We start from the raw sequence: 14,012 nt of genomic DNA, 5'->3' as shown, positions 1-14,012 counted from the left end.
GTTATCCGCTTAGGTCGGACCGTACCACGAACCGGATATGGTGTATCCGGTTGTGATTCGGTAGATCAGTGGAAGGAGTCGTCCATGGACACGCGGAGGGTGGACGAGGGGCCCGATGCCGCGAAGCCACGTCCGCTCAGGCGGGATGCCGAACTCAACAGACGGCGCATCCTCCGGGCCGGGCGCGAAGTCTTCGCCGCACGGGGGCTCCAGGCCACGCTCAATGATGTCGCGCACCACGCCGGGCTCGGGGTCGGCACCGTCTACCGCAGGTACCCCGACAAACAGGCGCTCGCAGAGGCCGTCTTCGCCGAAGAACTCGACGAGATCGCGGCGATGGCACAGGAGGCACTGGCCGAGGGCGACGCGTTCGCCGCTCTGGCCGGCTTCCTGGAGAAGTCGCTGGAGCGGGCCACGTACAACCGCGGGCTGCGCGAGTTGATGCGCCACGGGACCCTTGAGGGCACTGGACTGGCCCGCGCTCGGGGGGAGATCGCCTCGCGTTGCGAGCGGTTGGTGGCTCGGGCACACGCCCAGGGAGTGTTGCGCGACGGCGTCACGGGGGCCGACGTCGTTCCCATCGCCGCGATGATCGACGCCGTCATGGATCTGTCCACCGAACGCCCCGGTGAGATGTGGCGCCGATATCTGGCGATCATTCTCGACGGGCTTCGCGCCCGCCCGGACCAGGCGCCCTTGCGCGATGCCGGTGGCACAGGCTGACTTCGTCTGCCGCGTGTGCCATTCAGCGGCGGACGTTGGCAGGCTGGTCGGAGCCGCGGGTCCGAGAGCCTGTACTCGGTGAGCACCCGGCTACCCGGGGAACGCGATCAACGAGGTGTTCCCCCGCAACTCGCCATCAGAGGTGCTGGGTGCACAACAAGATCGCAAACGTGTGGGACAGCCTTCCGAAGTGCTCGCATACGGGTGTGGTCCAGCAGGTTTGCGGCCACACCGCCCCAGGCGGAGTGGGATGGTCGTGCAAGCTGGTGCAGGGGCCGTCGCGTGTCGGCCCCTTGTAGGTCGTATGCCGCGGTCCAGTCGGTGAGCTGCAGGGCCGCACAGGTCGAGCCGTCTTCCAGGATCGAGGTACACAAGTGATGCATACAGCCCAGGAACGCCCGCGCGTCGGCTGGATCGGGACCGGCCGCATGGGTTTCCGGCTCGCCGCTCGGCTGCTGGACGCGGGGCACGACGTAGCTGTCTTCAACAGGACCCGTGCCAAGGCCGAACCGCTGGCTGAGCGGGGAGCCGCGATCGTCGACCGGCCGGCCGATCTGGCCGACCGGGATGTCGTCTTCACCATGGTCTCCGCCTCGTCCGACCTGGAAACGGTCACCACGGGCCCTGGCGGCGTACTGACCTCGCCGAACGCTGCGCCGGGTGTACTGGTCGACAGTTCCACGGTGTCCACGCAGACGTCCGCGCTGGTCCGGAAGGCCGCGGCGAAGCGTGGGACCGGCTTCCTGGCGGCCCCGGTGAGCGGAAACCCGAAAGTGGTCGCCGCAGGCAAGTTGACCGTCGCGGCCTCCGGCTCGCGCGAGGTGTTCGACCGGGTCGAGCCGTTGCTGGCGCTGCTGGGGCGCGGGGTGACCTATGTCGGCGAGGACGAAGTCGCCCGTCTCGTCAAGATCGCGCACAATGTCTTCCTCGGTGTCGTCACCCAGTCGCTCGCCGAGATCACCGTTCTCGCGGAGAAGGGCGGTGTCAGCCGTGCCGCCTTCCTGGAATTCCTCAACGACTCCGTGATGGGTTCGGTCTACACCCGCTACAAGTCGCCCGCGCTGGTGAACCTCGACTTCCAGCCTACGTTCACCATGCCGCTGCTGCGCAAGGACTTCGACCTGGGGCTGTCCGCGGCCCGCGAACTGGAGGTCCCGATGCCGCTCGCCGCCACCACCGCTCAGCTCGTCGCGAGTGCCATCGGCGCAGGGCACGTCGAGGAGGATTTCGCCGCGCTGATCCTTGAGCAGGCCAGGAACTCCGGCGTCACGCTGGAGGCCCAGGATGTCCCCGTGGACGACGGCCTGTCACCGCGTGCCTGACCGGCAATGGCCCGAACCGGCCGCCCTCGTCCTGCCGAGGGCGCGACCTCGTTCGCCGTCCCGTTCCCCGGGTTCGGGAACGAGTCCGCGTGACCGGCCCCGGCCCCACACGGCCGCCTCCCGGACTCGTTCCCTCACCGCCGCGATTCGGCGACGACGCGAGCGTGCCTCCTACGACGTGATGCCGGCCACGAGCACATCGATGAAGGACTCCCGCTCGGCGGGGGTCGTCGGCCGGCCCTCGATGCCCGGTCGGGTCTGCCACGGCAGGGGGCCGGACTCGCGCCGGTACTCGACACCGACGGCGTCCAGACGGGCCAGATGGTGGTCCAGCCGGACGCGGAACTCCTCGTACCGGCGCTCGCCGGTGCTCCACAGCGCCTCGGCGACGGCGCACAGGCGGGGGAATGCGAAGTAGTCGACGGTCCGCGGTGAGTCCATGTGCTCGGTCCAGATGTTGGCCTGACCTCCCAGGACGTGTGCGCGCTGCTCGTCCGTCAGGTCGGGCGGCACCGGCTCGAATCCGTACGCCGTCTCCACCGTGATGGGCACGGCCACGGGGATCGGCTCGTCGGACCGGTCGGACTGCCGGTAGTCGAGGTACACCTGGTCGTCCGGGCACGCGATCACCTGAAGACCCCTGCGCGCCGCGGTGACGGCGCCGGTCATGCCGCGCCACGAGGCGACGACGGTCCCCTCCGGCACCTCGTCCTCCAGCAGGTCGTCCCAGCCCAGCAGCCGCCGTCCGCGCGAGGTGACGTGCGAGCCGAGCTGCCGCACGAACCAGGAGCGCAGCTCGTTCTCGTGGCGCAGCCCGCGTTCGCGCATCAGCTCCTGGGTGCGCGCGTCCTGGCTCCACTCGGTCGTGGGGCACTCGTCGCCGCCCACCGCGACGACCGGGCCGGGGAAGAGGTCCATGATCTCGTCGAGGACGTCGCGGTAGAAGTCGACGGTCGACTCCTCCATGTTGAGAACGCGGGAGTTGACCCCCCACCGCGTCCACACCTCCGGCTGCCCGCCGCCGACGCCCAGTTCGGGATAGGCGGCGATCGCGGCCTGGGAGTGCCCGGGTACGTCGATCTCGGGGACGACGGTGATGTGCCGCTGTGCCGCGTAGGCGACGATCTCGCGGATGTCGTCCTGGGTGTAGAAGCCGCCGTGCGGCCGCCCGTCCCCCGGTGCGTCGGGGAACGCGCCGAGCGGGGATTCGCGTCGCCACGCGCCGACCTCGGTGAGCCTCGGGCGGCGCAGGATCTCCACCCGCCAGCCCTGGTCGTCGGTGAGGTGCAGATGCAGTGTGTTGAGACGGTGCATGGCCATCAGGTCGAGGAAGCGCAGCACGTCGTGCTTGGGCATGAAGTGCCGTGCCACGTCCAGCATCGTGCCGCGCCAGGCGAACCGCGGCGCGTCCTCGACGCACACGGCGGGCGCCGACCACCGCACCCCGCCCGCCTCGGAGCGGCGGTAGACCTCGGTGGGCAGAAGTTGCAGCAGGCTCTGGCATCCGTAGAAGGCGCCGGCGGGGCCGCCGGCCTCGATGACGACGCCGTCGGCGGTGGTCCGGAGCCGGTACGCCTCCGGGCCGAGGTCGCTCCCCGGCCTCAGGTCGATCGTGTGTCGTGCCTCGGGAAGGAGCGGCAGGTCCAGGCCGGTGGAGGGCCGCAGGACCGACTGCAGCCAGCGGGCCGTGGGGCGCAGCTCGGGGGCGGCGGTGATCGCGGTCGACGCGTCGAGCAGGAACACGCCGTCGTCGGTGCGCACCGATGTGGGGCGGGGAAGGAGCATCGGAAGGGTCATCCTTTCACTGCTCCGGCCGACATGCCGGAGACCAACTTGCGCTGGATGAGGAGGAAGAACACGACCACCGGGAGGGAGAAGATGACCGAACCGGCCATCTGCGCGCTGTAGTCGGTTCCACTGGCGGGGTTGGTGAAGGAGGCCAGCCATACCGGCAGGGTGTACTGGCCGCGGTCCTTCATGAAGGTGTAGGCGATCAGGTAGTCGTTCCAGGCGGCGATGAAGGCGAAGATGCTCGACGCGACCACGCCGGGCAGCACCAGCGGGAAGAGGATCTTCCAGAGCATCTGCCAGGTCGAGGCGCCGTCGATGCGGGCGGCTTCCTCGATCTCGACGGGAATGGCGGCGAAGAACCCGCGCATCACCCAGATCGAGAACGGCAGTGCCAACGCGAGGTAGGCGAGTACCAGGCCCGTGTACGTGCCCAGCAGCCCGGCCTCGTTGAAGACCAGGAAGGTGGGGATGAGCAGGGCTGTGCCGGGCAGCATCTGTGCGACGAGGATCGCGACCATGACGGTGCGCCGGCCGCGGAACCGGAACCGTGAGACCGCGGCCGCTGCGAACATGCCGAGCACGACGGCGACGATCACGGTGGCGCCGACCACGAGCAGGCTGTTGCCCAGGTTCGTCCAGAACCCCGTGTGGTTGAGCGCGACGTCGAAGTTGTGCAGGGTGGGCGAGGCGGGCCAGAAGTGCGGTGTCGCCGTCATCGCCTCGGAGCGGGGCTTGAGCGCGGTGTTGACCATCCAGTAGACCGGGAAGAGCCAGACGAGGCAGAACACGACCGCCAGGCTGTTGCTGAGCAGCCGGCCCCGGGTCGCGGTGGAGCGGGCGCCGCGTGTGCGGAGCATGGTCACAGGTCCTCCCCGGAGCGCAGCAGGCGTCGGATGTACAGGGCGGTGACGGCGAGCAGCATCACGGTCGTGATGACGGAGAGGGCCGCGCCCTGGCCGACCCGGAATGCCACGAAGGCGGTCCGGTAGGCGAAGACTCCCAGTGTGGTCGTCGCGGAGTCGGGTCCTCCGGCCGAGACGAGCCAGATCTGGTTGAAGACGTTGAAGTCCCAGATCACCGACATCAGGGTGACGAGTGTGAGCGTCGGCCGGAGGAAGGGGAGCGTGATCGACCACCACACGCGCCACTCGCCGGCTCCGTCGAGCCGGGCTGCCTCCTGCACTTCGGCCGGCATCTGGCTCAGTGCCGCGTAGAGGGTGAGTGCGATGAACGGTACGGCCTGCCAGACGATGAGCAGCCAGATGGACAGGTAGGCCAGGGGTGCGCTGTTGGACCAGTCGGTGTTGGTCATGTCGCCGAACAGGCCGGTCTGGGTGAGCATCCAGTTGACGACGCCGTATCCGGGCTGGAAGAGCCACTTCCATACGAGGGAGGAGGCGACCGTCGGCATGGCCCAGGCGAGGATGAGGACGACGGTGACAGTCATGCGCATCGCCGACCCGAGCCGGGTGAGGAGTTGGGCGACACCCATGCCCACGGCGATGCTGCCCGCCACCATCGCGGCGGTGAACACGACGGTCCTGGTCAGGGCATCCCAGAACTCCGCCTGCGACAGAAGGTCGGTGTACTGGCGGGTGCCGACGACGTCGAACGCACCGGTGAACAGGGAGCGCTGGTCGTAGTCGGTGAACGACGCGTAGACGAGGAAGGCGATCGGTGCGACGGTGACGGCCAGCATCACCAGCCCGGCGGGGGTCAGCAACCCCCAGGCCACCCACGGTCCCCGGTGGTGTGCGGACACGGAGCGGGTCGCGGCGGCGCCGGGGCGCGGCGGCAGGGCGTCCGCCGTGTGCCCGGGTACGGGGGGTGGGATCGCCGCCCTGGGGTTGCCGCGGACGGTCTGGTCAGTGCCGGGCATTGAGTACCTTGCCCACCGTCTCGTCGAAGGTGTCGGCCGCCTGCTTCGCGTTTCTGGTCCCGGAGGCGATGGAGGAGAACACCTTGTCGATGTCCTTGTTGCCTTCCAGTTCCGCCCAGTCGGCGGCGGCCGGCGTGGCCTTGGACCGCAGGGCCGCGTCGAAGAATCCCCGGAAGAGGGGATCGGCCTCGTCGCGGGCGGCCTCGACCGCGCCCGTGCTGTTCGGGATCCAGCCGTCGTGGCCCGCCACCCACTGCTTCTGCACGGTCGGCGCGGTCGCGATCTTCACCCACTGCAGGGCGAGGTCCGCGTGGGCGCTCTTGGCGGCGACGGCCCAGTCGGAGCCGCCGAGCATCACGGGCTGGGACGTGCCGGACCTGCCCGGGAATGGGAAGGTCCCCATGTCGGAGTCCTTGAAGGAGGGGTTTGCCTTCTTGATGAGGGCGATCGTGGCGTTGGTCGCACTGATCGCGGCCGCCTTGCCGTCCGCGAAGACCCGGGTCTGGTCGGGGTTGAGGGTGTCGATGGTGCGGGTGGACGGTGCGGAGAACTCGTTCTGGAACTGCCGGTACGCGTTCAGGCCGCGCTGTGCCGCTTCGGTTCCGAGCGCGCCCTTCCAGGTGGAGCCCTGCTTCGCCGCGATGTCGCCGCCCGCGTCCCACACGAATTGGACACCGGTGTGCCAGTAGCGGCCCGGCAGGTAGAAGGGCGAGAAGTCGGGGGCGGGGTTGGCGGCACGGATCCTGCGCAGGGCGCTGGTCAGTTCGTCGAGGGTGGCGGGGGCGTGTTTCACGCCCGCCGCGGCCCAGATCTTCTTGTTGTAGATCACCGCGCGGGCGCCCGCGAACGAGGGCACGGCGTACAGTCGCCCGTCCACCGTCGCGGGCTCTTCGAGACCGGCCAGCCAGGACTGCCCCTGTCTGAAATCCTTGGTGTACGGGGTGAGGTCCATCAGTCCTCCGCTGGCGGCGAAGCTCGCCACCTGCGTGTTGCCTATGTCGATGACGTCGGGCGGGGTCGAGGTCGCGAGCGCCGTGGTGATCTTGGTGGTGATGCCGTCCCAGTTCTGGACCTCCACCTTCGCCTCTGCGCCGGTCTGCCGGGTAAGTTGGTCCTTCATCGCCTTGAGCGTGGCATCGGAGTAGTCGCCGTCCATCACCCACACGGTCAGGGTCTTGCCCTCGCCCTTGACGGCAGGGACCGCCCGGGGCTTCGTGTCGCTGCCCGCGCCTCTGCCCGCCGACCCCGAGCAGGCGCTCGCGCCGAGGGCGGCGGTCAGGGCGACGGCCACGAATGCGCTGTGCCGCAGGCCTTTATGTGTCATGGGAGCTCCTGGGGTGAAAAGGGGCTGGGAAGGGAGTGGGGAAGAGCCGGTGGGCGAGGGGCTCATGTCCCGGGCGGTGGGCTCATGCACCGGGCGGGGACTCATGCCTGAGGCGGAGCGCTCGTGTCCGGAGCCGGCGGCTCGTGTCCTCACCACACGCCCAGTTCGCCGGAGAGGACGATGCCGGCTCCGCCGAGCAGGATGAGGTCCGGGTCGCCGGCGAGCGACCGCATGGTCAGTGAGGCGCTGATGGGTGCGTAGGTACGGGCCCGTATCACCGCGGCCGCGGAGTCGAGGAAGGGGCCCTCGACGAGGTCCGGCGGGCCCAGCAGGGCGATCTCGTTGAGGTTGAGGACACTGCTGATCGGTGCGAGGACGGTGCCCAGGGCCCGGCCCGCGTCGGCGAGTACGCCGTCGCGCCCGGACGGGTCGCGGCCAGCCATACGCCTGCGAAGTTCTGTCGCGTCGATCAGTGGTTCCAGGCATCCTCGGTGCCCGCAGACGCATGGATCGCCGTCCTCGTCGACGGTCACGTGTCCGATCTCGCCCGCGGCGAACTGTTCGCCCTCGACGAGTTCGCCACCCACGATCAGGCCCGCGCCCACGCCGTGCTCGATCGTGATGACCATGAGGTTCTGCGTCCTGGCGTTCCGGAAGCGCAGCACGGCGAGCGCGGCGATGTTCACGTCGTTGCCGACATGGGCCGGCACACCGAAACGTTCGGAGAGCTGTGTGGCGAGGGGCAGTTCGCTCCAGCCCAGGTGGGCGGCGTGATGGATGACTCCGGCGTCACCGACGATGCCGGGCGAACCGACTCCGATGCCGAGGACGCGCCGGGGCGCCAGGTCCATCAGCTCACCGACGAGCTGGAACACCAGTTCGGCGGCACGTTCACCGGCGGCGTTCCCGTACCGCACGCGGGCGCGCCGGACCACATCGCCGCGGAGGTTGAGGACCGCGCCGCTGAAATGTTCGCTGCCGGACAGGTCCAGGGCGAGGATGTGGGCGGCGTCGTCGTCGATCCGCATCACATTCGCCGGCTTGCCCAGCCGGTTGCCCTTGCGGGGACCGGTGTCGACGACGAGTCCGTCGCTCTCGAGGTCAGCGACGAGCGCCGACACCGTGGGTGCGGTGAGACCCAGGGTCCGCGCGATCTCCGACCTGCTCATCGCGCCCCGGTGGTACAGCGTCGCCAGGACCAGTGCGCGGTTGTGGATCCTGCTGTCCAGCGTGCTCGCCTTGGTCCGCTCGGGCGGCTGCCGACGTGCGGAGACCCGCGCCAGGCCGCGCTCGGCGCGGCGGCGGGGGTCGGTCGGCGGCAGGAACGGATCGGCCACAGAGTTCGCCTCCGGATAAGTAAAGACCTTTTAGTTAAAGGACGTTGGATATGTTCGGGGCGCGACGCCGCGACGTCAAGAGATCCGCACGACCAAGATCCACGATCCCCATATCCGACCATCGCGACATCGAATCCGGAACGGAACATCTCTACAGGATTCACCAGTTGAGTGTTTGACTGAGTGCGGTTATGTTCAACCACCTTCGGAGCGCTGCGGGTTGGCGTTCACTTTCTGTGCGATTCGGAGGTGTGGTGTGTCTCGTGCATGGGACAGATGCGCGCTGATCATGGTGGCGGCGCTGACCGCGGTGACGGCTTCGGCCGCTACCGGTACAGCGTCGGCGTCGGCATCCCGGGTGTCGTCGCCCGGACGCAATGTGACGGTGATGACGTTCAACATTCACCACGGCGCGGATCCGGACGACGTTCTGCATCTGGAGCGGGTCGCGGAAACGGTGCGGCAGTCGGGGGCCGATGTGGTCGGCCTGCAGGAGGTGGACCGGCACTTCGCCTCGCGCAGCGACTTCGTCGATCAGGCGAGTTGGCTCGCGAAGCGACTGGGCCTGCACCTGGCGTACGGCGCGAATCTCGACCTGGACCCGGAGAGGCCGGGCGATCCCCGACGCCGGTACGGGACGGCGATCCTGTCACGCTTCCCGATCGTGAACTCCCGCAACACACTCCTGCCCCGTTCGGGGACGGGCGAGCAGAGGGGCCTGCTGGAAGCCGACCTCCTGGTGCGGGGAGAGAAGTTGCGCTTCCTGAACACCCACCTGGAGGACACCTCGCAGGCCGATCGGCTGACGCAGGTGGCGGCGGTCAATGCGATCGTGAATGGCTCCCGTCTTCCCACGGTGCTGGTGGGCGATCTCAACACGGCGCCGGACAGCGAGGAGATCGCCGCGATGACCAAGCGGCTGACCGACACCTGGCCGGTGGCCGGGAAGGGAAACGGGTTCACGTACGACTCGGTGAATCCGCATGAGCGGATCGACTACGTGTTCGCCTCGCAGGGCGTCCAGGCCCGGCGGGCCAAGGTCCTGGACGTGACGGTCTCCGACCACCGGCCGCTGCGGGTCGAGCTCAGCATCCGGTGACACGGGCCGACCTGTCACCGCAGCATGTCCGAGGCCGCCGGGAGGCGGCGCCGGTGTCGGCGTTCGAGGGCTGACACCGAAGTCCGGCTCCGGCGCCGATTGCGGTTCCGTCCCTGCCTCCCGGCCGACGACCCGCGGCCGCCGTACCCCCTGCGGCTGCTCGCCGCCCTGCGGCGGCGCCCCGACCACACGCGCCGAAGCCCACGCCTGACCGGCCCCTTCCGAGCACGTCGGGAAGCAACCCACCGAAAGCGGAGACCGATGACCCTACCCATGCCATGGCGTTCCCAGGCCGTACGCACAGCGGGCGCGGCACTCGTCGCCGTCGCCCTGGCGGCGTTCACAGCACCGGCCGCCTCCGCGGCGAACGCATCCAGGGACAGCTCCCGGCAGGTGCAGTACGTCGACTGCGGGCCCTCGACCGGAACGGAGAACGGCTCCCGCAAACGCCCCTGGAAGACCCTGGACCAGATCAACCGCCTCAGCCTGAGGACCGGCAGCTCGGTCCTGCTCCGACGCGGCAGCCGCTGCACGGGGACCCTCGCCCCTCAGGGCACGGGGCGGCCGGGCAGGCCCATGGTGATCGGCGCGTACGGACAGGGCGCGAAACCCGTCGTCGACGGCGGCGGCAACCCCGAGACCCTACTACTGCGCAACACCCGGTGGGTCGAGGCGAGCAACCTGGAGATCACCAACTCCGGGAACCCAGGCCGCAACAAGCGGGGGGTCCGCGTCCAGCTCCAGGACTACGGCACCGGCACCCACTACCGGCTCACCGGGCTGGACATCCACGACATCCTCGGCGACGACACCAAGGGCACGGAGGGCTCCGCCGGCATCCTGTTCTCGGTGACCGGCTCCGCCGTACCGACCAGGTTCGACGACGTGGTCGTCTCCGGCAATACCGTCCGCACCGTCGACCGGGAGGGCATCTACTTCGCGTCCACCTGGAACAACCGCCCGGTGCACGGCGACTACGACCCGAACGGCCCCGCCTTCCTGCCCTCCACCCGCGTCGTGGTGCGCGGCAACACACTGAAGGACCTCGGCGGTGACGGCATCGTCATCACCGCCACCGACGGAACGCTGGTCGAGCACAACCGTCTCGACGGCTTCCAGCGGCGCTCCGCCGGCTACAACGCCGGCATGTGGCCCTGGAACGCCGACCGCACGGTCTTCCAGTACAACGAGGTGTCCGGCGGCGAGACCACCCGCGACGGCATGGCGTACGACGTCGACGAGGGCACCTTCGGCACCGTCTTCCAGTACAACGTCAGCCACGACAACGCGGGCGGCTTCTTCCTCGTCTGCACCGCCACCGGCACCCTCGGTGACGCCGTGATCCGCTACAACGTCAGCCGCAACGACCACTTCCGCGGTATCGAGACCTGCCGCGGCTCCTTCGGAGGCGTCCGTTTCCACAACAACACGATCTATGTCGGCGCGGGCGTCAGCCAGACCGTCGTCAACGAGAACACGACCGAGCGGCACAGGATCGCGTTCGAGAACAACATCGTGGTCAAGGAGGGCTCCGGCACCGCCTCCTTCCACCTGCAGAGCGGTGGCGTCACCCTTTCCCACAACGGCCTCGTGAACACGGCCGGCGCGCCCGGGAACCCCGGCGGCACCACCGCCGACCCACTGCTCTCCGACCCCACCGGCGCCCTGCCCCGGGGCCTGCGGCTGCGCTCCGGCTCCCCCGCCCTGCGCACGGGCATCCCCGTCCCGGGCTCCCCCGGCCGGGACTTGTACGGAAACCTGGTCGGCAACCCGCCGAACATGGGTGCCGACCAGGGCCCCGGCATTCTCTAGGACCGTTCGTCCGGCTCATGGCTCAGGCCGCCCGGCGGGCGGCCTGGCTCGAGGACCACCGATAGGCCGCCCACCACGAGCCGTAGAAGCCGCAAAAAAATGCACACGTCAGGGACCGGAGTTTTGTGTTGCCCCCTGTCCGTGAACCATTCGCCCCTTCACCGGTTCACGGACAGTACGGTGATCGCAGCGTCGATGTGCCACCCCGTTACACGCACCCCTCAGCCGCCAGTCGATTGGAGCCGCACACCATGAAGGACGTCACCCAGCTGCACGAGGGCTGGAGTCTGCGCCACGAGGACGCGCTGTTGCCCGCCCGCGTCCCCGGCTGCGTCCACAGCGATCTGCTCGCCGCACAGGCCATCCCCGATCCCTTCATCGGTCACAACGAGACCGAGATCGCCTGGGTGGGACAACAGACCTGGTCATACGTGACCGAGTTGCACCACGACAGCGAGCACGAACACACCGATCTGGTCTTCGAGGGACTCGACACCGCCGCCGAGGTCTTCCTCGCCGACCGGAGCCTCGGCACCACGCGCAATATGCACCGCGTCCACCGCTTCGACGTCACGGGTCGCACCGGACCGCTCGAAGTGCGGTTCGCGTCGGCCTACGACGAGGCGGACCGCGTCCGCGCCCTGACCGCGGAACGCCCGAACGCCTACCCGGAGCCCTTCCAGTACATCCGCAAGATGGCCTGCAGCTTCGGTTGGGACTGGGGCCCGACCGTCGTGACCGCCGGCATGTGGCGACCGGTACGCCTCGAACACTGGTCCACCGCCCGTCTCGCAGAGGTCCGTCCCCTCGTCTCGGTCGACGGCTCCACCGGCCGCGTCGAACTGCGGGTGCGCACCGAGCGCACCGCGAACGGCGCCGGCCGTCGACTGACCCTCCGCGCCGCCGTCGCCGGTGCGGAGTCGGAGATCACCTTCGAGGGCGACGACGCGGTGCTGCGCCTGGATGTGGCGGAACCCGCCCTGTGGTGGCCCCGGGGATACGGCCAACAGCAGCTGTACGAACTCGACATGACGCTGCTCGACGAGCGAGGCGACCGGCTCGACGCCCGGACGCACCGCATCGGCTTCCGCACGGTCGAGATCGACCGCTCCGCGGATGCCCACGGCACCGGCTTCACCTTCGTCGTCAACGGCGTACGGATCTTCGTGCGGGGGGCCAACTGGATCCCCGACGACGTCCTGCCGTCCCGGGTCACGCCAGAGCGCTACCGGACGCGGCTGGCCCAGGCCGTCGAGGCCAACATCGACCTGATCCGCGTATGGGGCGGTGGCCTCTACGAGGACGACGCGTTCTACGACGTGTGCGACGAACTGGGTCTCATGGTCTGGCAGGACTTCCTCTTCGCCTGCGCCGCCTATCCGGAGGAACAGCCGCTGCGCGGAGAGGTCGAGGCAGAGGCGCGGGACAACGTTGTCCGCCTGATGCCGCACGCCAGTCTGGTGCTGTGGAACGGCAACAACGAGAACCTCTGGGGGTTCCGGGACTGGGACTGGGAGCAGCCGCTGGCCGGCAATTCCTGGGGCGAGGGCTACTACCTCGGGCTGCTGCCCAGGATCGTCGCCGAGCTGGACCCGACCCGCCCGTACACGGCGGGCAGCCCCTGGTCCGGGTCGTGGGACCACCATCCCAACGATCCCCGGCATGGTACCCACCACTCCTGGGAGGTGTGGAACCGTCAGGACTACGCCGAGTACCGGGCGGACGTACCTCGCTTCTGCGCGGAGTTCGGCTGGCAGGCTCCCCCCGCCCTCGCGACGCTCCGCCGCGCCCTGCCCGGCGAGCTGCTCGCCCCGGACTCCCCCGGTATGCTGCATCACCAGAAGGCCGCGGACGGCAACGTCAAACTCAATCGGGGCATCGAGCGTCATTTCGGTCTGCCCGAGGGCGACTTCGACCGGTGGCACTACCTGGCCCAGGTCGTCCAGGCGCGCGCCGTCGCCGCGGGCGTCGAGCATTGGCGGGCGAGTTGGCCGGTCTGTGCCGGCACCGTGGTCTGGCAGCTCAACGACTGCTGGCCGGTCAGTTCGTGGGCGGCCGTCGACGGCGACGGCCGGCTCAAGCCGCTCCACCACGAGCTGCGGCGGGTCTACGCGGACCGACTGCTCACCCTCGTCCCCACCGGCAACGGTCCCGTGCTCGCCCTCGACAACCAGTCCGGCTCCGACTGGCGCACCACGATCGTCCTGCGTCGACTGAACGCGGAGGGAACCGTGCTGCACGAGGCGTCCTTGGAACTGGCTGCGGGCCCGCGGACAGTCACGAGGCGCGCGGTGCCCGGCCCGCTGCTGCCCGAGGAAGGTTCCTCCAGCGAATTCCTCGTGGCCGACGCCGATGGGCTCCGGGCGGTGCACTTCCCCGTGGCCGACAAAGAGTTCGACTACCCGGTGCCGGAGTACGACGTACGTCTCGACGCCGTCGCCGGAACCGACATCGTTGACATCGTCATCACGGCCCGCACTCTGGTACGCGACCTCCTGCTCCAGGCAGACCGGCTGGGGCCCGACGCCATAGCGGACCGCGGCCTGGTCACACTGCTCCCCGGCGAGGAGACACGGATCAGCATCCGAGGCTGGACCGACCCCGACATTTCCGCCGCACGCGATGCCCTGTTCAGTGTGGGAGGGGTGTGAGCGTCCCCACCCCGGGTCACATCCGACAATGACGCCGGTCGCCGGTGACATTTACGCCACGACACACCAATGAT

The 14,012-nt window shown here is 69.2% G+C and carries 11 protein-coding genes; 5 read left to right on the top strand and 6 right to left on the bottom strand.

Translation table 11 applies throughout. The features are described from left to right. Window positions 1-84 precede the first annotated feature (84 nt). Together GA0115234_RS01480 and GA0115234_RS01475 are read left to right on the top strand one after the other, a co-directional pair. On the top strand, window positions 85-723 hold the full coding sequence (locus GA0115234_RS01480; protein ID WP_093538984.1) for a TetR/AcrR family transcriptional regulator: 639 nt from the start codon (window positions 85-87) through the stop codon (window positions 721-723). A 377-nt stretch (window positions 724-1,100) separates the two neighbouring features. After that, window positions 1,101-2,045 carry an NAD(P)-dependent oxidoreductase gene (locus GA0115234_RS01475; RefSeq protein WP_093538983.1) on the top strand — a complete coding sequence of 315 codons (945 nt, stop codon included), beginning with the start codon at window positions 1,101-1,103 and terminating at the stop codon, window positions 2,043-2,045. A gap of 171 nt (window positions 2,046-2,216) precedes the next feature. Here the strand turns inward: GA0115234_RS01475 and GA0115234_RS01470 are convergent, their stop codons facing one another. The 6 genes from GA0115234_RS01470 to GA0115234_RS43040 all read right to left on the bottom strand — a co-directional run bounded on the left by GA0115234_RS01470 (window position 2,217) and on the right by GA0115234_RS43040 (window position 8,778). Next, window positions 2,217-3,830 (bottom strand): beta-N-acetylhexosaminidase, encoded by a 1,614-nt coding sequence (locus GA0115234_RS01470; RefSeq protein ID WP_237541001.1) that lies wholly within the window; start codon window positions 3,828-3,830, stop codon window positions 2,217-2,219. 8 nt (window positions 3,831-3,838) lie between these two features. Then, on the bottom strand, window positions 3,839-4,693 hold the full coding sequence (locus GA0115234_RS01465; RefSeq protein WP_093538981.1) for a carbohydrate ABC transporter permease: 855 nt from the start codon (window positions 4,691-4,693) through the stop codon (window positions 3,839-3,841). A 2-nt stretch (window positions 4,694-4,695) separates the two neighbouring features. Beyond that, window positions 4,696-5,715, bottom strand: coding sequence for a carbohydrate ABC transporter permease (locus GA0115234_RS01460; RefSeq protein WP_093538980.1), 1,020 nt, complete (start codon window positions 5,713-5,715; stop codon window positions 4,696-4,698). Beyond that, window positions 5,702-7,039 (bottom strand): extracellular solute-binding protein, encoded by a 1,338-nt coding sequence (locus GA0115234_RS01455; RefSeq protein WP_093538979.1) that lies wholly within the window; start codon window positions 7,037-7,039, stop codon window positions 5,702-5,704. Before GA0115234_RS01455 ends, GA0115234_RS01460 begins: the two co-directional genes overlap by 14 nt. Window positions 7,040-7,188: 149 nt before the next feature. Further along, window positions 7,189-8,376: an ROK family transcriptional regulator gene (locus GA0115234_RS01450; protein ID WP_093538978.1), complete on the bottom strand. Its 1,188-nt coding sequence runs from the start codon at window positions 8,374-8,376 to the stop codon at window positions 7,189-7,191. Window positions 8,377-8,571: 195 nt separating this feature from the next. Beyond that, window positions 8,572-8,778, bottom strand: coding sequence for a hypothetical protein (locus GA0115234_RS43040; protein WP_237541000.1), 207 nt, complete (start codon window positions 8,776-8,778; stop codon window positions 8,572-8,574). Here GA0115234_RS43040 and GA0115234_RS01445 point away from each other — a divergent pair. The 3 genes from GA0115234_RS01445 (at window position 8,765) to GA0115234_RS01435 (ending at window position 13,938) form a co-directional block, all read left to right on the top strand. Further along, entirely contained in the window at window positions 8,765-9,475 is a 711-nt protein-coding gene (locus GA0115234_RS01445; RefSeq protein WP_237540999.1) for an endonuclease/exonuclease/phosphatase family protein, read from the top strand. The two genes, GA0115234_RS43040 and GA0115234_RS01445, sit on opposite strands and share 14 nt — an antisense overlap. A gap of 273 nt (window positions 9,476-9,748) precedes the next feature. Beyond that, window positions 9,749-11,287: a right-handed parallel beta-helix repeat-containing protein gene (locus tag GA0115234_RS01440; protein WP_161275536.1), complete on the top strand. Its 1,539-nt coding sequence runs from the start codon at window positions 9,749-9,751 to the stop codon at window positions 11,285-11,287. A gap of 251 nt (window positions 11,288-11,538) precedes the next feature. Then, entirely contained in the window at window positions 11,539-13,938 is a 2,400-nt protein-coding gene (locus GA0115234_RS01435) for a glycoside hydrolase family 2 protein (RefSeq protein ID WP_093538975.1), read from the top strand. Window positions 13,939-14,012: the final 74 nt, after the last annotated feature.

The organism is Streptomyces sp. DvalAA-43 (assembly GCF_900091725.1).
GTDB lineage: Bacteria > Actinomycetota > Actinomycetes > Streptomycetales > Streptomycetaceae > Streptomyces > Streptomyces pulveraceus.
Note: the sequence above shows the minus strand (reverse complement) of the source record. Positions and strands in the feature narration are given on the sequence as shown.